We start from the raw sequence: 20,250 nt of genomic DNA, 5'->3' as shown, positions 1-20,250 counted from the left end.
AGGACGATGTTTTCGATTCGCGCACATCATAATCCCTATCTACGAAGAGACCAGCACATCATGCAGGCTGTACTTTCGCTCCAGCTTGATGATACTGTTCAACTGACCCCTGCTCCCCTCGCCCTGGCGATTGCATTGGATCAATCCGCTTCCATGAGCGGCCCGAAGATGCGGGCCGCTCGCGATGGCGCAATCAAGGTCATAGAGGCGCTTGATGAGAATATCCTGTTTCTGATTGTCCCCTTTAACGATACCTCGAATGTGCTTTTCGGCCCCGCTCTGGGTACACCGGGCAATAAGCGCAAGGCGACTTCTGCCCTCCAGCGCATTGATGCCTCCTATGGCACCTGCATGAGTAAGGCTTTAGACACTATTGTTACCTGCTTGGAGAGCGAGCAGGCACGTGCCTGCAAGATTCTTTTCCTTACCGATGGAAAGAATGAGGGAGAGCCACGCGCACGCTTAGATGCAGCGATTGAGCGCTGCCGCGCCGCCAATATGAGTGTCAGCGCTTGGGGGGTTGGAACAGATTGGGATGCCGCAGAACTCCGTCATATGGCGGACGCAACGCATGGGAGCGCTGATATTATTCCCCACCCACAGCAGATTGCTTCTGCCTTCACCGCCTCCTTTCAAGAAATGCGCAAAACGGCGATTCCCCATGCACGCCTCGGCCTCTGGTGTCCCGCTGGCGTCACTATTACGCATATTCAGCAGGTGTATCCCAACATCGTTGCTTGTACCTCTGAGCCTGACGCAACCAATCCGCGCCAGGTACTTGTCTCTCTTGGTTCCTTTGCGGCTGGCGAACAACGTGACTACTTGCTTGATCTAGAAATTCCTGTGCATGAGCCGGGAATGCAATTTCTCATGGCACGTCCCAGTGTGTTGTATTTGCTAGCAGGCGGAAGCGAGCAGGTGCAGAAGAGCACCCAGGAAGGCTGGGTCTTTGTGCAATGGACCGATAATCTCCAACTCGCGGCCCAAATTGAGGACCACATCGCGCACTATACTAACCAGGAAGCGCTCTCGCGCAACCTGAAAGAAGGGCAGGAGGCTCTGGTGGCAGGCGATGTCGCACGTGCAACAAAACTGCTAGGAGATGCCTTGATACAGAGTGAACAAAGTGGCAATGATAAGATTACGCGCCTGCTGAGTAACCTCGTCCTGCGCGATGCGAAAGGCACCATTCGGCTGAATACGCAGGCCGATGCTGTGGCGAGGAAAACACTGGCAATCAATGTTGGGCAAACGACCAAGCTCAAGTAAGAGCCTGCCCTCTGACATGACATACACACAATACAATGCAATAGCAAAAGATCGAGGTCACCGTGAAACAACAGGCAAAACTGGCGGCCCCATATGCCTTTCCCTCCTCTGCCCCTGGGGGAAAATCGATGCAGGCAGCACAAGCCTCTCCCGCCATCGGGTACAACAACTGGGGTCGCATTTGGAAATGGACCAGCAAGACATACAAGGGGCAATTTACGCTTCAGGCCAGTGCTCTGCTTGTGCTTGCACTCCTGCTGGCATTACTCTCCTCGCAGGCTGTGAGCCGTGCGTCCGAAGACCTGGATACTATTGGCAACGACAGCATTCCGAGTGTAGACGCAGCTCAGGCGATGGCGCAATATGTAGAAGATATCGATGCCAAAGCAGCCGACTATCTGGCTGCTGTCGGTCTCACTGAACTGCAGCCGTGTGTCGTCCCTGGACCGAACACAGCGGTAATTTCTCTGACGGTCCATGCATGTGATGATCACACCATCGACGCTGAAATACAGCTTTTTAATCAAGAGCTCTACAAGGCCGCGCACAATGTCACCTATCCGGGCGAGCGTACCGCGATTGAACGCATTACGGCAGGCTTTGAAGAATATACCTCTCATATCGCGGTCATGCGTAGCGAGTTCACACAGGCGACAAACACAGAGAATACTCATGATCCACATATGCTCAAAGCCTGGCAGGCATATGTGGCAGCCAGTAATGTTCTGCATTCGAAGATTGCCTGGCAACCTCCTGTGAATGCTCAAGGCCATGTCGTTTTCAATGAATCCAATGTGCCGTCGTGCCTCCTCAAGGGACAGTCTGCTCCTGCGACTACGTGGGTACAAGGCAGCATTGAGGATATTCTTACCTGTTTTGGCGATATTAACAAGTCGCATTTGGATGCCGCTTACAATGACACATCGAGCTTTTTGGATGGGAGCCGTGCCTTGCTCTTTGCCCTGTGTGTGCTCTTTTGCGTACTCTTGCTCCTCTGTTCACTACGCCTGGCAGGAGTCACACACCGCGTCGTCAACATTGGTTTGACCCCTGCCTTTCTGGTCAGTATCTTCCTCAGCTTTAGCGTCATTTCGCTTTTCAATGGCATGGCAGGCCGACATGGAGCGTATGGACAGATGGTGAAGGATGATTATGACAGCGTGTATTACGCAGCCCAATTAAAGCGTTCTGGCACGATGGCAAATGCTGATGAGTCGCGCTGGCTCGTTTCACTCAGATTTGGTGATCAAGAGCAGACAACACGTTGGGCAAATGATTGGAAGCAGAACGTAGTGGAAGTACAAAGCCTCCTCGCGCGTGCCAGGAACAATCGTACCTGGAAAGAGGAAGATCAACCGCTTACAGATATGCAACACAACTGGTCCACCTACTATACTATAGATGCTCGTATTCGGGATGCAGCTGGCAATGGTTCCGATCAACAACAGATCCTTCAAGCTGAACATATAAGCACGGGAGAATCGAATCAAACATTTAGCAAGTTTCTTGATGCGGTCGATCGCTTGAGTCAGGCAAATCGCGCCCACTATCAGGAAACCTTCGCTGGTATCCATAGCACTTTGGCAATTTCTCTGCTACTCTATAGTCTGCTCTATCCACTCGTTGGTCTTGCCGCTGCCTGGGGCATCGCTCGCCGCTTCAAAGACTTCTAGCATAGGACAGACTCAAAAAAATCTATGCTACTGAGAGAGAAGACTTCTCTTAGTAGCATAAGCAGAGAGCGAGGAGAGAACCCAATAAACGCGACACTGAGACGCAAGGAGGTCTTGATGCAAGCCATACAACAGATTCCACAAGTTCCAATTCACATGAGAAGACACTGGCCCCAGTATCTCGTTGACAGCTTGCTAGCGCTAGGAGGAGCACTCATCTGTACGCTCCTCATCTATGTGTTTCACCTGTATCCAACCATCCCCAATATCTCTATACTCTACTTACCTCTTATTCTAGCGCTCGCCTGTACACGAGGTCGCTATGCAGCCATTTTGACCGCTCTGGTAGCAGTGTTTTCCTTCGACTACTTACTCATCCTTCCATTGTATAGCTTTACCATCTTCCGTTGGGAAGAGTGGCTGGCACTGATTGTCTTTTTGGTGACGGCGTTCCTCACCAGTCAGCTTGCTGCCATCATGCGCCATAGTACTCAAGAAGCCAGGCAACGCGAACGCGAGGCACGTATCCTCTATGAGGCGAGTCAGGTTATAAACAGTACCGAAAAATTATCAGAACAACTCGATAGTATCGCGCTTGCCATTGTCAGAGTATTTGCGCCCTGGGGAGTGCAGGAATGTGCGCTACTACTGCCTGATCAACAGGGAAATCTCATCATACAGGCAGAGGCCCCTATTCGCATCAAGCCTTTTTCGTTATTGCCTGAAGAGATGGCGCACGCAAGGCAACTCATGGGGCAGCGAAACACCCATGATCACAAGAGACAGGCATCCACTTCGGACGTGCGAGATGGCAATTTGCGTTTAATTTCCCTCAGAACAAGCACACAGACTCTTGGAATACTCTGCTTACGTCAGGAACGCGGCATCTCCTGGCTTTCCACCAAACGACAGGGAGTACAGAGACCGCTAGCCGAACAACAAGCGACTTTTTTCTGGACCTTTCTGGAACAGGCAGTGCTGGTCATTGAACGCGCTCGCTTCCGCTCTCAGGCTCTTTCAAAAAATGAGTGATCGCAGAGACACGACATTGCCTGGGGCGGGATCTGGGCAAGAATCACCCAATTTCAAGGCCATCATGGAACATACATCTCCTCGCCTTTCTCTGCCTCGGAGAAAGGCGAGAGTTTATCAGCAAGGCAAATTACTCGCCACGTCTTTCTGGCAGCCATGTAGAACGTCAGTGATTCATTATCCTGGCGAGAAAGGCTGAATGTAACATGCGCACGCCCAATGAGATCGCGCCTTTGCCCCAAGTACACATGCCCACCTGGGCATCGTACCTGCTTGATACAGTGCTGGCATTCGTAGGTTCAATGCTTATGACTGGTATCATTGCTTTGTTTCACCTCTTCCCGCGCATTCCAAACATTTCGATGATCTATCTGCTCATCGTTTTAGGGCTGGCAACATGGCGTAGCCGCTATGCGGCTATTTTGACCTCGCTGGTGGCATTTCTCTCCTTTGACTTTTTTGTCATTCCTCCTCTGTACACCTTCGTTATGTATCGCACAGAAGAATGGATTTCCTTATCGGTGCTTCTTTTCAGTGGTATTCTGACGGGGCACCTAGCCGCTGCCTTGCGTCAACAGGCACAACAGACAACACGCCAGGAACGCGAAACACGTATCCTCTACGATTTAGTCCGGTTGATCAACCAGGAGGGGAAACCGGAGCAACAACTCAAGGTGATAGCGCGAGCCATCGTCAATGTCTTTACCTCATGGGGCATCTATGACTGTGACATTGTCCAACCAGATACGCGAGGGACAATGCGTGTGCAAGCCAGTGCTTGCCAGGAGGTGGATCACGTTCACCTCTTGCCAGGCGAGAACTCTCAGGCTGCATGGGTCTTGAAACATGGTCGCCCGGTAGCAACAATTATACATGCCTCTCCTTTGACCATATTCCCGCAACATATTCTTCAGCGATTTTTCCCTGCCACAATACGAGGGCCATTATCCCAACATATGATCTATCAGACGCAGCACGTTCTTCCGTTACTCGTCGGGGCCAATGTTGTAGGAGTAGTACGCTTGCACATGCAGGAGGATGATGAACAATTCAAGCATGATGACTTCTTCGAGAAACATCAAGAAAAACCTGATACACGCATAGCCTTTTTCTGGACCTTTCTCGACCATGCATCCATCCTTATTGAGCAAACCCGCTTGCAACATGAGAACCTGAAGATCGAAGTTCTCCAACGTACTGACGCATTACGTGCGGCACTTCTCTCTTCTGTCTCACATGACTTGCGTACCCCACTCACGGTCATTAAAGCATCTGCCAGCAGTTTTCTGGAGAAAGATATTCACTGGGACGAGGAGACGCAGCGCAGTATCGCACGATCAATTGAGCATGAAGCAGACCGGCTCAATCGCTTGGTTGGCAACTTGCTTGACATGTCACGCATTGAAGAAGGCGCGCTAAAACCGGAGAAAGAGTGGTATCAGATGACCGCGTTAATTCAAGATGTGCTGTCCCGCCTTTCCTCTCTGTTGGATGGGCGCGAAGTGCTTCTACACTTTCCAGGAGACATCCCCCCGGTGGAGCTAGACTATCTCTTTCTTGATCAGGTACTCACGAATGTCCTGGAAAATGCCGTCCGTTATACACCCCCATTCACCCCCATTGAAATAGAGGTATATCAGCAGGCCCAGGAGCTTGTCGTCAGCATCGCGGATCATGGTCCAGGTGTTTCAGAAGATGAACGAGAGCTCATCTTTAATAAATTCTACCGTGTGCTCAACAAGAAAGAAGCATCTGCCGATGAGGCATATGCGACTGGTTCGGGTCTTGGGCTGGCAGTCTGCAAAGGACTCATTGAAACGCATGATGGACGGATCTGGATCGAGCAATGTTCAGAAGGTGGAGCTATTTTCTTTCTTACATTGCCGCTTGGCACATATGGCGAATGAGGTGCTTGCATGCATAAACAAGGAGCTCATATTTTAATCGTCGATGACGAACTTGAGATCATTCGCGCGCTCTCACGAGGGCTGACCGCTCATGGATATCGCGTGCTTACCGCGAGAAATGGGGAAGAAGCCATCAAAAAGACGTTTCAAAACCGTCCAGACCTGCTTTTACTTGATCTGATGCTGCCAACCATCAGTGGGCTTGAGGTTTGTCGAAGAATACGGGCCGAATCAAACGTGCCCATTATCGTGCTTTCGGTGAAAACGAAGGAGCACGATAAAGTTCAGGCTCTTGATCTTGGTGCTGATGACTACATTGCGAAACCCTTCGGGCTTGGAGAAGTTCTGGCACGTATTCGAGTGGTTTTGCGTCATCTGGCGCAGAACGAATCAGGAGCAGACCCCAAAGTAGAGATTGGCGGACTCACCGTCGATTTTGGCCAACGTAGAGTGTGGGTCGATGGAGATGAAATCAACCTTACCCCCACTGAGTACGATTTGTTGAAAGTCTTTCTCGCTCATCGTGGCAAATTGCAGACCCGCGATATGCTAATGGAACAACTCTGGGGATCACACTCACGAGGCAAGACCCATAGCCTGCATGTTCATGTGGCCCAATTGCGACAAAAAATCGAGCCAGTGCCTAACCATCCACGTTTTATCCTCACAGTTCCTGGTGTCGGTTACCGTTTTGAAGTTGAACAAGAAGGCTAACGATATTTCATATCGTGTCAATAATGATGAGAATTTTTTTAGGAAACACGCATTTACCCGGAACGCACTTTGATGAATTCTTGCGTATACTAGCGTCAAAGAGAACTCAAGCGGGAGTGAGCGAAACATAGGGTCTAGTTTCTCTTCATTCTCCCTAAAGCGGCACGGCATGAAGTATAGTTTGACTTTATGTCCGCTCGTACTGTAGTCCGGCCTAAATAGCTTGAAATGCTGTCTGACTTACGGCGTGAATGTATTCGAGCACCGAAGCAAACAAGCCATGTATTCTCTTTCTTCGTACTCGCGCAATGTTGTTTCCCTCACCGAAGAGAAACAACATGCTTTTCATGTGTTTGCTTCTTTTGTCAGGAATGTTTCATGAGGCAATCAGGAGCATATATTTTATTGGTTGAAGACGATGAGATCCTGAGTGATGTCATCAGTCGCAATCTCCATATGCGTCAGCATCATGTAGATGTTGCTCATGATGGGCTGGTAGCGCTTAACCTTCTTGGTGCAAAGACTTTTGACCTTATCATTTTTGACCTTGATTTCCCTGGACAGGCGGGATGGGACCTATTACGGACCGTCTTACAAGAACCATATCTTCACACCAACGTTGTACTGAAGCAACGTTGGGCATTCCCTGTTGTTGTCCTCTCCGTAATGCGTGTTAGTATACAACTTTTGACAGAGTTGCAGCTTCTCGCCTATGTTCCAAAGCCGTTTGCGATGGAGGCACTACTCCATTTCGCCGCCCAGGCGACCACGCGCAGCCCAGACACTGTGCGTTAGCCGAGTGAATACGCCAACAAGGAAAAGAATTTTCCAGCAGGAAAGGAGGGGTCTATGCTTGATCTTGTGATTATTGCTGTTACTATCATTTCTTTTCTACTTCTCATCGGCTTTGCGTATGCCTGCGAGAAGTTGTAAGGGAGGTTCATTACATGAATACCCCAATTGAATATGTTCTGGTGGGTATTGTCTCACTAGCTGTTATTGCTTATCTGCTGATAGCGCTACTCATGCCAGAGAGATTCTAGCGGTAGGATATCGAGGAGACATGTATGCCTGTAACCCTGAATAGTGTCTTGCAGGTCCTGGTCTATGTCATATTGCTTATTTTGATTACCAAGCCAATAGGCCTGTATATGACCAAAATCTTCGCGGGTGAGCGCACCTTGCTCTCGCCCGCGTTTGTTCCCGTGGAACGCCTTTTTTATACACTCAGTGGAATCAAAGAGGATGAAGAGCAAACCTGGATTGGCTATACTATCTCAATGCTGGTCTTTAGCCTGGTAGGTATGTTACTTCTCTATCTCATCGAGCGGACTCAACAATGGCTCCCACTCAATCCCGCAGGGATGGGGGCAGTTGAGCCACAACTGGCCTTTAATACAGCCGCCAGTTTCACAAGCAATACGAACTGGCAGGCATATACTGGCGAGACCACGATGAGCTATCTAACGCAGATGGCTGGATTGGCATTCCATAATTTTGTCTCTGCCGCAACAGGCATTGTTCTGGCAGTTGCATTTGTGCGCGGGCTTGCACGCAGAAGCGCACAACATCTTGGTAACTTCTGGGTGGATCTCACACGCTGTGTTCTCTACCTGCTTTTGCCCATCAGCGTCATTGGTGCCCTTGTGCTGGTCTCTCAAGGTGTGATACAGAACTTTAATGCCTATACCGTCGTCCACACACTAGATGGAGCCACGCAGGTCATTGCTCAGGGCCCTGTCGCATCTCAGGAATTTATCAAGGAATTTGGCACCAATGGCGGCGGCTTCTTCAATACCAATTCAGCACATCCCTATGAAAACCCTAATGTTATCACGAATATGATTGAAATGCTGGCGATCTTCTCCATCGGCGCTGGCCTGACCTATATGTTCGGCAAAATGGTCAAGGATACCAAGCAGGGATGGGCAGTCTTTAGCGCGATGCTGATCCTCTTCTTAATTGGCGTGGCGGTCGCGCTTCCAGCCGAACAAGCTGGCAATCCTGCCCTGACCAAGCTTGGGGTCGATCAAAGTGTGACAGCCTATCAATCGGGTGGAAACATGGAAGGCAAAGACGTCCGTTTTGGTATTACGGCATCGACGCTCTTTGCTGTCATCACCACTGACGCCTCCTGTGGTGCCGTCAACGGCTTCCATGATAGCTATACCCCCATAGGTGGCATGGTGCCCCTCGCAAATATCGCTCTGGGCGAGATTATCTTCGGTGGGGTTGGTTCCGGTCTCTATGGCATGCTCATCTTTGCCATTCTGGCAGTCTTCATTGCCGGGTTGATGGTGGGACGTACGCCAGAATACCTGGGGAAAAAGATCGAGCAGAAAGAGATGAAGATGGCTGCTCTAGCGATCCTCATTCTCCCAGCTTCTATCCTGGGCTTTGCGGCTGTCGCGAGTGTCTTGTCTGTTGGAACCAGTTCGATCCTCAATCCGGGGCCACATGGACTTTCAGAGATCTTATATGCCTATACCTCTGCTACTGGTAATAATGGCTCGGCATTCGCAGGGCTGGCGGTCAACACGCCCTTCTACAACTGGACACTCGGATTGGCAATGATCATCGGACGTTTTGCCTTTGTTGTTCCGGTTATGGCTCTGGCAGGTTCGCTGGTACAGAAAAAAGTTGTGCCTGCGGGAGCTGGCACCTTCCCCACCACCGGGCCGCTCTTTGTTGCGCTCCTCATTGGTGTGATCCTGATTGTTGGTGCCCTGACCTACTTCCCTGCGTACGCATTGGGGCCGATTGTCGAACATTTGATGATGCTTTCGGGAAAGGCATTGTAAGGTGAGCACGCATATGACCCAAACACCGACATCCATACACAATCAACAGGAACCCTTGAAGACCTCTCCTATAAAAACACGTCGCAAAGGGGATCGCTCTATCTTCAATCCGGCAATTGTTCGCCGCGCGACGCTTGATTCATTCAAGAAGCTCGATCCACGCTGGCAGGTGAAGAATCCTGTGATGTTCGTAGTTGAAATCGGGAGCGTCATTACAACCATCGAGTTCATACGTTTGCTCTTTACCACGCCAAGCGGCACCTTTACGCGCGATCAGTTAACCGCCGAGACTTTTTTTGTGTTGGCAGTCGCCATCTGGCTCTGGTTTACCGTTCTCTTCGCCAACTTCGCGGAGGCGATGGCTGAGGGACGCGGCAAAGCGCAGGCCGATACCCTGCGCAGAACACGCAAGACGACCATCGCGAAACGCCTGAAAGGGCGCGAGCGCTCTGCGAGCTACGAGGAGGTTCAGGCTCCCGATCTGCGTAAAGGCAATTATGTACTTGTCGAAGCAGGCGATATCATCCCTGGAGATGGCGATGTCATCGAAGGGGTTGCATCCATTGATGAGTCAGCGATTACAGGCGAATCCGCTCCTGTTGTTCGCGAGAGTGGTGGTGATCGCAGTGCCGTCACTGGTGGTACACGGGTTCTCTCGGACTGGATTATCGTTCAGATCAGCGCGAATCCTGGTGAAACCTTCCTTGATCGCATGATTGCATTGGTTGAGGGCGCGAAACGTCAGAAGACACCAAACGAAATCGCGCTCAATATCCTGCTTGCCAGCCTGACGATCATCTTCGTCCTGGTGTGTGTCTCACTTGAACCCTTTGCTATCTATTCGGGAATGGCGGTCTCCGTCACGACATTAATCGCGTTGCTGGTCTGTCTTATCCCGACAACCATTGGTGGTCTGCTCTCCGCGATTGGTATCGCCGGAATGGATCGCATGGTACAACGCAATGTGCTTGCCATGAGTGGACGCGCGGTTGAAGCCGCGGGCGACGTAGACGTTCTATTGCTTGATAAAACCGGCACCATTACTCTTGGCAACCGCATGGCAAGCCGTCTCGTCCCCCTTGCTGGCATCGACGAGCGTGATCTTGCACGAGCAGCGCTGCTTTCAAGCCTCGCGGATGAAACGCCAGAGGGACGCTCGATTGTAAAGCTCGCGCAGGAACGATATGGGCTCTCGGAAGAAGGAATAACGGGTGCGACCTTCCTTCCCTTCTCTGCGCAGACTCGTATGAGTGGCGTTGATCTCAACAATAGCCATGGTGTTACAACCCATGCCATTCGCAAGGGAGCAGGCGACGCTGTGAAAGCCTATGTCCAGGAGCACGGCGGGATCAGCAGCGCGGAATTGGATGACGTTGTCGACAGCATCGCGCGTGCAGGGAGTACGCCACTGGTTGTCGCTGAGACCTGGGGGACGAAGACTCGCCTCCTGGGTGTGATCGAACTCAAGGATATTGTCAAAAGTGGCATGCGTGAGCGCTTTGATCAGTTGCGCACCATGGGCATTCGTACCGTGATGATCACAGGCGACAATGCCCTGACTGCTGCCGCCATCGCCAAAGAGGCGGGCGTGGATGATTTCCTGGCACAGGCTACCCCTGAGACCAAATTGAAACTCATTCGTGAGCAACAGGTTGGCGGTCGCATGGTCGCAATGACTGGTGACGGCACCAATGATGCCCCCGCACTTGCACAGGCCGATGTTGGTGTCGCCATGAATACTGGGACCCAGGCGGCGAAAGAGGCTGCAAACATGGTCGATCTCGATTCCAACCCCACCAAGTTGATCGAGGTTGTAGAGGTTGGTAAACAACTGCTCATTACACGTGGCGCGTTAACAACCTTTAGTATCGCCAACGATGTTGCCAAGTACTTTGCGATTATCCCAGCGGCCTTCGCGGTAACATATCCACAATTGAATGCGCTCAATATCATGGGCCTGGCAACACCACATAGCGCGGTTCTCTCGGCGGTCATTTTCAATGCGATTATCATTATCGTACTTGTGCCACTGCCCTTGCGTGGAGTGAAGTTCCGCCCAATTGGAGCGGGACCGCTGCTGCGTCGCAATCTCCTCATTTATGGTCTGGGCGGCATTGTTATTCCCTTCATCGGTATCAAGCTCATTGACCTGATCCTGGTTGCCTTACACCTGACACTCTAACACGAGGAAAGGATTCTCGATGAATATCGCGTTGAAATATATTCGACCAGCCATCGTCATTACGTTACTCTTGACGATTGTGACTGGGCTTCTGTACCCAGGGGTCGTGACTGCATTATCGCAACTGATCTTCCCCTATCAATCCAATGGGAGCCTGCATTATAACAATGGTACACTTGTGGGCTCTGACCTGATTGGGCAGGAGTGGACATCACCGAGGTATTTTCATGGACGCCCCTCCGCAACTGTTTCGTCAACTGATAGCAGCAAGAGTGAGCCATATAATGCGGCAAACTCCTCGGCTTCAAACCTGGGACCAACCAATCAGAATTTGACCGACACGGTACAAGAGCGCGTAAAGGAGTTGCAGAAGGAGAATCCAGGAGTGCCTGTCCCTGTCGATCTGGTCACCTCGTCGGGATCAGGTCTGGACCCCGATATCACCCCTGCTGCCGCGAACTTCCAGATTCCTCGTATCGCGCGTGAACGTGGTCTCAGCCAGGATGTTGTCAAGAAATTGATCGATGATCATATCCAGGGTCGCTTCCTCTTCATATTTGGTGAGGAGCATGTCAATGTTCTACAACTCAATCTGGATCTGGATAAGCTAACATCGTAGCTCGTCATTTGACGTATATACCCTTTATCCATTGTCCCTTTGAAGGCACGTTTCCTACCAAGAAACGTGCCTTCAAAGGGACAAAAATGAATCACCCAATTTGCTCAGATGGCGTCGTCGTTCTATGCTTGTAGGAAAGTGCCAAGCGAAGATGTGCATAAGCCAGCCCCAGGAGCAGCAGCCCAATAAAGGCAGCGCCATCGCGCATCGACGTTGGTGAAGATGAGAAGAGGAGACTCCAAATGATACAGTAAAGGCCGAAGAGTGTGCAAACGAACGGTGCCAGGAAACGTAAAACGCTCATGTTCCATTCCTTTCTTCAGACAGTTGCCCCATGACGAGCAATGCTTTTCCACAAAAGAAAAACACCGGTATTCACCTGATTGCCTGCTGCCTCCTTACGTCCTTTCCTCAGGAAACGCATGAAGAGACCACAGGCCGACCAGACTTTCCGGTGCACCTTGTTCTGTATAGAGAAACTTCTTTTATATAAGTGTGACATATCCCAACGTCTCAAGCAATCAGATCTCTCCATCAGCCCATACGAAACTGCTCAACAACGGGGCCAAGAGCGAGAACCGCAACATATGTCAGCCCAACAACAATCAGCGCGGTAAAGATGATCACCGTTCCAAAAAGGACGGAATCAGTTTGTAGCTTGCCTGGCGTCATGGGCCTGCGGCTCTGCCTGCTCAGCTTCCCTGCGAGCGCCAGCGCAGGAATAGCCAATCCAAAACGCCCAAGCAACATAACAAGTCCGGTCGCGACATTATAGAAAGGACTATTCGCGCTCAGGCCTGCGAAATTTTGCCCATTATTGGCCATCGAGGAGGCAAAGGCATAAAGAATCTCTGTCAGCCCATGAGGCCCGCCATTTGTTGTAAGACCAGCAAGTCCTGGCTGGATGACGATAGCAAGTGCGGTGGAGGTCACAACCGAGACAGAACCAATGAGCGTATAGAGCGCAAGCAGCTTCATCTCTGGTGGTTCAATTTTCTTCCCCAGGTATTCTGGCGTTCTTCCAATCATCAAGCCAGCCAGGAAAAGCCCAATGAGCGCGACCATAATGATGCTATAGACCCCTGTTCCCAGGCCACCATAAATGATTTCGCCAAGCAACATGTTCAGAAGTGGAATTGCACCTCCCAGGGGTGTGTAACTGTCATGCATGGAGTTGTAGGAGCCAGTCGCGCCGTTTGATGTGGTGATCGCCGTAAGCACTGACCCTCCAATGCCAAAGCGTACCTCCTTTCCCTCCATATTGCCCCCCTCGCTGGTCATATAGGGCGAGAGCGCAGGATTGCCATGTTGCTCTGCCCACCCACAGAGCAGCAAACCCGCGATAAAGAGGGTGGTCATGACCCAGAAGAGCACCCATCCCTGGCGCGTATTGCCAACCATCAGACCAAAGGTATACGTCAATGAAGCAGGCAGGACTACGATTGCTAGCATTTCCAATATATTTGTGAAGGGAGTCGGGTTTTCAAAGGGATGAGCACCATTGACGTTGAAAAATCCTCCCCCATTTGTACCCAGATTCTTAATCCACTCAAGCGCAGCGACAGGTCCTTGCGCGATGATCTGTGTGCCCCCTTCGAGTGTTCTCACTTCTGTGTAAGGATGAAAGTTCATAGGTACTCCTTGCCAGATGAGGAGCACACTTCCAATCAGTGAAATAGGGAGGAGTACCCAGAGAAGCGCGCGTACCAGATCACGCCAGAAGTTTCCCAGCGATTCCGTTCGCTCACGGGCTATCCCTCGTATAAAGGCGATACCAACTGCGAGACCCGCAGCCCCTGCGAGAAAATTTTGTGTGGCAAGACCAACAATCTGGGTAAAATAGCTCATTGTTGTCTCGCCCGCATATGCCTGCCAAGTCGTTGTGGTCGAGAAACTAATGGCAGTATTGAAGGCCAGGTCAGGAGTCATAGGTGTTGACATGTGCGCAGCGTCAAACCAGGGGAGAAGGTGTTGTACTCGGAGGAGGACATACAATGCCAGTGTGCCAATGAGCGTGAAGAGAATAAAGGCAAGACTGTACTGCTTCCAGTTCATCTCGCGTTCGGCGTCAATTCTGACAACCCTATACACTGTACGCTCAATCGGACAAAAAAGCGGGTCGAGCCAGGTATGCTCACGCGCAAACACACGCTTGAGATAGATACCCATCGGCTTTACCAGGAGAGCCACAATACACAGGAACACCCCATACTGTATACAAGCAAAGACACTCATCTGTTATTATCCTCTTTACGACATGCCACAAGCTGCTACCTTTTAGCTTGTGAAGAGCCATAGCGCGCATCCAGATCAACGTTGAGCTCTAGCACATTGACACGTGGCTCACCAAAGAGGCCAAGATCGCGCTCGTCAGTGTGTTTCTGAATAAGGGCTCGTAGTTCCTCAACTGAGAGTACCGTATTCTTGCCGCCTAACGCGTGTCGCACCGTGAGGATTCTATTGATCTGCAAGCGTGCAGCCTCGACCGAGATATGCGGATCAAGACCACTTCCGCTGGCAGTGACAATGTCGGCGGGGAGAAGGATTGTTGGCGACAAATTATTCTCTTTGCGAAACTGCTCCGCATAGGCTTTGACGCCATTATACGTACCAGGAAGATAGTAGGTATGCGCTTTATCTGCGATAGGGATGGCATTGGGTGGAACGGGAGCGCCAGGTTGAAGCGTGACTATACTGCCATTGCCTTCAATGAGTTGAGGGTTGGTGGGGCCAATATTGGAACCACTTGAGCTTGCCGCATTATACCCTACGGCGCTTGGGCGACCATGAAAATATTCAGGACGAGTAAACTGCTGCCCGATGAGACGTGAGCCAATCACCTGCTGTTGCTGATTGTAAATGAGGCTTCCATTTGCTTGATCGGGAAAGAGCGTTTGTCCAATCACATAGACAAGGGCGGGAAAGAGTATTCCGCACACCAACAAGAGAAGACAAAACAGCTTCAATGCTCCCCAGGAAGTATGAATGATTTCACGCCCTTCTTGAGAAAAGCAATGATACCAGGGCATGAGAGGGGCAATTGCATGCTCTTGGGCAGGTACATCGGCTTTTTCTTGGTTCTGTCGCATACCGTAGATCCTCTTACTTGCAAGATCTTCTACTGAGAAAGCAAAATGAAACGTCTGCTTTCTCATGTTCTTCCTATGCCTGGTAGTCTAGCATTCTCTATATCAAAGAGGAGTAAGAGAACCGTGCCAAGCATTCAAAAAATGCTCAAAGAACCCTGGCACGAGTAAAATATGACTTTAAGCAAGTAAAGAAGCAAAAGTAAGTAGCGCATTATAAATAGATATGCGAGTGTTGTTCGCAAAGAGCATACATCCATAAAGAAGGTATGTGTGAATGCGAGTGGAAAAGAGATACATAGATACCATCACCTTTACCAGCAATGAAACAGCATCCCCTCACATGTGTTTCCATACAAGCATAATGTGCCAAAGCCACAAAACTGCTATGTTCGCATTCCCACGGTCAGGTCATTGTGGTGAATTTTTCGCATATTCCTGGCAACAGGCACAGTGAGGATGATAACCGATGACTCAAACCGAGGCGATCAAACTCGAAATGGCAACAGTCCCGTAACTGTTACTTGAGCTTTTCACGTGCATGTAGCACCTGTGATTTTGCTCCTGAAAAAGATATGCCCAGTCGCTCAACCAAGTCCTTTTGCGACATTCCTTGATACTCGGTAAGAAAGTGTACCTCACAATAGGTGACGCTAAATAATTGATCATGGCAGTCACAAAAGGGGCAAGTTCCGCTTGGATATCCTGTTCTGGGCGGTGCCATACAGACGTAAATCAGGGCGCAGTCGAATAGGGCAAAAACTAGGGACAAAGAGTTTCCAATCCTAGATGAGGTATAATAAGAGAAGCGAATTGATGAATTGGAGAATATTTTGGGTCGAACTGTTCTTCACACACGCGGGTTACGCTTAGAATATCTGTCGCTAGGATGGAATGCTATCGCTGGAACAGCTGCCGTGGTTACAGACATCTCAGCCGCATCCGTTGCTCTACTTGGTTTTGGGCTCGATGTTGCGATTGACTCTTTGGCCTCCCTCATTCTGGTCTGGTGCTTCTGGCAAGAAGCTCACGGAAGTGCTCCGAGCAAAAAAGCCGAACAGAAAGCCACACTCAGCGTTGGAATCACTCTTCTAGTCGCGGGACTCTACATTGTGGGACAAGCCGCCCATTCTCTTCTCACACGTACAGCATAGGAGACATCGACCATGGGCGTGAGTATTGCCGTTCTTTCCGTTTGCATTCTTCCACCGCTCACCTATGGAAAAATCCGTCTTGCCGCTCCACTGGACAATGGCGTGCTGCGAGGCAATGGCGTGTTGACCGCAGTAGGTGCTGGTCCAGCAGCGGTAACGCTCATGGGTCTCCTCGTCAATACTTTTCTAGGTAGGTGGTGGGCCGACCCACTGGCAGCGCTGCTGATTACCGCTGTACTCTTACCAACTCCGCTGTATATCGACTAGGCGATGGATGGTTCCACGTACTGTAGGAGGCTGGCGGAACTGCCGATCCTGAGGAAAGATCTGCATGGGTATGCCAGGGGAGGGCCGCATCCCGATATTGGTGCTCACCTTCGTATTGGGAATAAGCGAGAGCCTATAGCGTTGAAGTAGCATCGCTAACACGATCTTCATCTCATATGTCGCAAATTCCGCTCCAATGCAACGGTGATGCCCAGCACTGAATGGCAAATACTCATAGGGAGTGCGATTGATGGTGCCCCAACGTGCCGGCATGAAGCATGAAGGGTGTTCGTACAATTCTGGTAATCGATGCGTAACATACTCACTGTAGAGAACGCTGGCTGCTGCGGGAAGGGGATACCCGCCAAGATCACACGCGGTCGTGGTGACCCGTACCCCAATGCTGGCAGGAGGGAGCAGGCGCAAACTCTCTTTGATCACGTTATCAAGCAGCGAGAGACGCATGAGTTGCTCTGGCGTTGGGACGCTTCCATGCGCTGTTCCTTCGAGTTCATCAAGCAGATCTGAGCAAATGCGTGGATGTTGATCCAGCAGGAAGAGCGTCCATGTAAGTGTGTGCGAGGTTGTCTCATGTCCGGCTACAAAGAGTGTAAAAATGTTACTCATCAGTTCATCGTCACTGAGTTGTGCACCATCCTCATCATGTGTATGTACTAAGACTGACAGCACATCAGTTGCCTCGGGCTGGAGGCGCTTTTTGGTAATGAGTGCGTGCGTGAAGGCTTCCATCTGCTTGGCTAAACGGAGCACGCGATGATAAGGGGATCCTGGCACGTTGAGTGGCAAGGCCAGTGCCAGTGGGGCTATTTTCAACGCTTGCAGGAGGCCACCAATACGTTCTATTTCCGCTTGATCATCCATCCCAAAGAGGGTCTTCACAGCTATCCGCTGGGTCAATTGTTTTATCTCAGTGAGTACATCCAAAGTCGCTCCTGCTGTGGCCCTTGCCTGCCATTGATCTAGCATCTGTTGCGTTAGTAGCGCCATGTCAGCATGGTATTGCGCGATCTGCTTCTTATGGAATGCTGGTTGCATCAAGCGTCGGTGCTGCCTATGTCGCTCACCATTTTGCAAGGGCAAACCATGGTAAAATAGGCGCCCTAGCGCGGTATCTTTCGGTAGCTTCACCAGCGGTGCAGCGCTTGTTCCAAAGAGATCAGGGTTTGCAAGCACACGAAAATTCATCTCCGGCCCAAAAACACAGATATGGTGAGGATGATCTTGAGCGAGCGCGACGATATTGCCATAGGTCCGGTGTAACCAGGGCAAATACGTAAAAGGCTTCAGGTACACCTTGAGGAGATTCATTCGCCACCCCAGCAAGGGAAGTGCGTGAGGGCCGGGGATCATCTGTGGTTGTGGGGTCGTCGTGACAGTTGCCATAGGGAGTGACTCGCTTTCTTCTCAGCCTGAGATCCAGACCAAAACTGTACATGCTCTGTATGCAGCATGCATGAAACAGAAAAGATTCCCTCGGTTCCGCTCTTCGATAAGTAATTGCGCACCGAGTGGACCTGCCGACCAGCCTTCCCGGCACTCCATACATCAACTAGGAAAGAAATGCTCATTTCTGATCACCATCCGCCGATCAAGAAATGCATCGCCCTCCTGAGATAAACGAGTCTTTCCAAATGAAATGGGGACGGGTCTGTCCTACTGGGCGAAGAAAAATAGGAAGTAGAGGAGGGCCGGGATGCTCGATACTGCAATTGGCGGCCCCCCTCAATGATGAATGGAAGAAAATGACATCAGTTGCCATCAGAAAAATTACCCAATTTGATCGGATGGTGTCATTTTGCTGTGCTTGTAGGAAAGTGCAAAACGAAGATGCGCATAGGCCAGCAACAAGAACAGCAGCCCGATAAATACGGCCCCACCACTCATTTGAATGGTTACAGACGAGGCAATGAGCCCCCAGATTATACAGTAGAGGCTGAAAAGTGTCGTGACGGACGATGGCAAAAATCGTAGCACGCTCATGTAGTGTTCCTTTCTTTAGCTATGTTGTCTCATTCAGAACGATGCTTTCCCAAAAAGAAAAAGCACCTGGTTCCATCTGATTGCCTACTATCTCCCCTATCTCTTTGTTTTGAAAACGACAAAGAGAGTGTAGACCGACCAGACTTCCCGGTGCTCCTTGTTCTTCATAAAGAACTTTCTATTTCAGAGTATAACATATCCTGCTCGTCAAAGGCCAACCAGCCATCATCAGTTGCAACAAGCCCTTTAAAACTGAAGTCCATGTGGGATGCTCTGAGAATACACACCAAGCATTCGTTGGAGCTTCTGCACAGTTGTAGCCCTGACCTCATTGAGAGCAAAACCACGAAAACATATGTAGAGAAGTCAGAGAGCTCTCCCTAGTCGCCTTGAGAACGATAAGAGAACATCACCATTTTCGATGATTTGTCGTTGACAATCATCGATTTTCAGGATATCATTCGATTGAATGGGTATTCATTTGTCTGATTAGGTATTCATTTTAGCGTAGTAGAGAGAGATCATCCTGGTAACAAATGCACACGGACACTAGTCAGCAGGATCTTTCCGTTCTCCGAAACTTACCCATATATAGACAGGCTATACACAATGTTCGGTTCCTGCTTCACTGCAGAGAGCAAGCCTTTCGCTCGTCTTACCTCTGCTCCACAGGCGTCACTTCCCGCAGAACTTGCGGTACGCTATGTTCATTGTGCCAATGCCGCGAGATTGTGAAGTAGGCGGCTGACGCGTTGCCTTGCGGTACGTTTTCATCCGCCCCTTCCCGAACCAGGACGTGCTGCTTTTACAGCATCCGGCTCTCCAGTTTCTCGTCGCTTCATGGAGGTAGGCGTTGCGCATCTCGCGCACCTCTCCATCCCCGACGATACTTCCTGCTTCCCTTCCCCCTGTATCAGGCATTGCCCTGATCGTTTGAGTACTATGGAAGCTCCGTCATCGTAGGCTTGCGCCCGTAGATGATCCCGCATTTACGCCTATCAGACGTTGAGTACGTGTAGGTGCCCCGTTCGTTTCCTTGAACCAGATCACTTCTGGTCGCTCATCGGAGAGAGGGTGACGCATATGCCAACAATATATGCGTGTTCCGATGACATCACTTCAGGTATGGTGTGATGAGCCAACGCTTAGACCGCTGGAAACTGGGGTTCAGCCAATAGAGGTTTCACCATGCGTACAGGACTTGCGGTGCGTCACAGCACATACCTTCCTGTTTAACCGCTGTAGGATAGACGGCCAGCGCGTTACCTCTCGGCACGTTTCCAACCGTCCTCCCCCGAACGAACCATGGCATGCACACTTTCTATGCACCAGGCTCTCCAGAGACCCGCATCTTTTCAATGCAACTCCCACGATGGTCTCATGACACATCCGTGTCAACCATCATTTCCTGAGTCTGGCCTCCTGTGGTACTTCGCTCAACGAATGGTTTCCCATTGGCGAACGTGAGGTAGAAGGCCAGGTCTTGATTGCTCAAGAACACCAACCCTCCCCTCCCGAACTGGACGTGCGGCTTGTCACCGCATC

Annotated in this window: 18 protein-coding genes; 12 read left to right on the top strand and 6 right to left on the bottom strand. The window is 50.6% G+C overall.

Going from position 1 to position 20,250, the window contains the following annotated elements; all coding sequences use genetic code 11:
• Positions 1-6: 6 nt before the first annotated feature.
• The 10 genes from K3T82_RS34100 (at position 7) to kdpC (ending at position 12,197) form a co-directional block, all read left to right on the top strand.
• On the top strand, positions 7-1,269 hold the full coding sequence (locus K3T82_RS34100; RefSeq protein ID WP_220197970.1) for a vWA domain-containing protein: 1,263 nt from the start codon (positions 7-9) through the stop codon (positions 1,267-1,269).
• Between the two features lie 62 nt (positions 1,270-1,331).
• On the top strand, positions 1,332-2,942 hold the full coding sequence (locus tag K3T82_RS34095; RefSeq protein ID WP_220197969.1) for a tetratricopeptide repeat protein: 1,611 nt from the start codon (positions 1,332-1,334) through the stop codon (positions 2,940-2,942).
• A 117-nt stretch (positions 2,943-3,059) separates the two neighbouring features.
• Positions 3,060-3,974, top strand: a complete 915-nt coding sequence (locus K3T82_RS34090; protein ID WP_220197968.1) for a DUF4118 domain-containing protein — start codon at positions 3,060-3,062, stop codon at positions 3,972-3,974.
• 206 nt (positions 3,975-4,180) lie between these two features.
• Positions 4,181-5,881, top strand: coding sequence for an ATP-binding protein (locus K3T82_RS34085; RefSeq protein ID WP_220197967.1), 1,701 nt, complete (start codon positions 4,181-4,183; stop codon positions 5,879-5,881).
• Between the two features lie 9 nt (positions 5,882-5,890).
• The gene (locus K3T82_RS34080; protein WP_220197966.1) at positions 5,891-6,595 is read left to right on the top strand and encodes a response regulator transcription factor; all 705 of its coding nucleotides are present in this window, start codon (positions 5,891-5,893) and stop codon (positions 6,593-6,595) included.
• A gap of 378 nt (positions 6,596-6,973) precedes the next feature.
• Entirely contained in the window at positions 6,974-7,390 is a 417-nt protein-coding gene (locus K3T82_RS34075) for a response regulator (RefSeq protein WP_220197965.1), read from the top strand.
• Between the two features lie 152 nt (positions 7,391-7,542).
• Complete coding sequence (locus tag K3T82_RS34070) at positions 7,543-7,638, top strand: potassium-transporting ATPase subunit F (RefSeq protein ID WP_220197964.1); 96 nt, start codon at positions 7,543-7,545, stop codon at positions 7,636-7,638.
• Between the two features lie 24 nt (positions 7,639-7,662).
• Complete coding sequence (gene kdpA / locus K3T82_RS34065) at positions 7,663-9,396, top strand: potassium-transporting ATPase subunit KdpA (RefSeq protein ID WP_220197963.1); 1,734 nt, start codon at positions 7,663-7,665, stop codon at positions 9,394-9,396.
• A 100-nt stretch (positions 9,397-9,496) separates the two neighbouring features.
• Positions 9,497-11,578 carry a potassium-transporting ATPase subunit KdpB gene (gene kdpB / locus K3T82_RS34060; protein WP_420799378.1) on the top strand — a complete coding sequence of 694 codons (2,082 nt, stop codon included), beginning with the start codon at positions 9,497-9,499 and terminating at the stop codon, positions 11,576-11,578.
• 19 nt (positions 11,579-11,597) lie between these two features.
• On the top strand, positions 11,598-12,197 hold the full coding sequence (gene kdpC / locus K3T82_RS34055) for a potassium-transporting ATPase subunit KdpC (RefSeq protein WP_220197962.1): 600 nt from the start codon (positions 11,598-11,600) through the stop codon (positions 12,195-12,197).
• 91 nt (positions 12,198-12,288) lie between these two features.
• On the opposite strand, the gene K3T82_RS34050 is transcribed toward kdpC, so the two are convergent.
• From K3T82_RS34050 to K3T82_RS34040, 3 genes are all read right to left on the bottom strand, one after another.
• Entirely contained in the window at positions 12,289-12,501 is a 213-nt protein-coding gene (locus K3T82_RS34050) for a hypothetical protein (RefSeq protein ID WP_220197961.1), read from the bottom strand.
• 230 nt (positions 12,502-12,731) lie between these two features.
• The gene (gene kdpA, locus K3T82_RS34045; RefSeq protein WP_220197960.1) at positions 12,732-14,432 is read right to left on the bottom strand and encodes a potassium-transporting ATPase subunit KdpA; all 1,701 of its coding nucleotides are present in this window, start codon (positions 14,430-14,432) and stop codon (positions 12,732-12,734) included.
• Positions 14,433-14,467: 35 nt separating this feature from the next.
• Positions 14,468-15,286 (bottom strand): potassium-transporting ATPase subunit C, encoded by an 819-nt coding sequence (locus K3T82_RS34040; RefSeq protein ID WP_236031736.1) that lies wholly within the window; start codon positions 15,284-15,286, stop codon positions 14,468-14,470.
• Between the two features lie 830 nt (positions 15,287-16,116).
• Between K3T82_RS34040 and K3T82_RS34035 the strand changes: the two genes are divergently transcribed.
• Positions 16,117-16,437 carry a hypothetical protein gene (locus K3T82_RS34035; RefSeq protein WP_220197959.1) on the top strand — a complete coding sequence of 107 codons (321 nt, stop codon included), beginning with the start codon at positions 16,117-16,119 and terminating at the stop codon, positions 16,435-16,437.
• Positions 16,438-16,449: 12 nt separating this feature from the next.
• Entirely contained in the window at positions 16,450-16,704 is a 255-nt protein-coding gene (locus tag K3T82_RS34030; RefSeq protein WP_220197958.1) for a hypothetical protein, read from the top strand.
• Here K3T82_RS34030 and K3T82_RS34025 read toward each other — a convergent pair.
• From K3T82_RS34025 to K3T82_RS34015, 3 genes are all read right to left on the bottom strand, one after another.
• The gene (locus tag K3T82_RS34025) at positions 16,678-18,108 is read right to left on the bottom strand and encodes a cytochrome P450 (protein WP_236031735.1); all 1,431 of its coding nucleotides are present in this window, start codon (positions 18,106-18,108) and stop codon (positions 16,678-16,680) included. The two genes, K3T82_RS34030 and K3T82_RS34025, sit on opposite strands and share 27 nt — an antisense overlap.
• A 384-nt stretch (positions 18,109-18,492) precedes the next feature.
• On the bottom strand, positions 18,493-18,705 hold the full coding sequence (locus K3T82_RS34020; RefSeq protein WP_220197957.1) for a hypothetical protein: 213 nt from the start codon (positions 18,703-18,705) through the stop codon (positions 18,493-18,495).
• A gap of 675 nt (positions 18,706-19,380) precedes the next feature.
• Entirely contained in the window at positions 19,381-19,626 is a 246-nt protein-coding gene (locus tag K3T82_RS34015) for a hypothetical protein (protein ID WP_220197956.1), read from the bottom strand.
• Positions 19,627-20,250: the final 624 nt, after the last annotated feature.

The sequence above is a fragment of the Ktedonospora formicarum genome, assembly GCF_016587355.1.
GTDB classification, from domain to species: domain Bacteria; phylum Chloroflexota; class Ktedonobacteria; order Ktedonobacterales; family Ktedonobacteraceae; genus Ktedonobacter; species Ktedonobacter formicarum.
The sequence above is the reverse complement of the archived record's forward strand: the minus strand, read 5'-3'. Positions and strand labels throughout refer to the sequence as shown.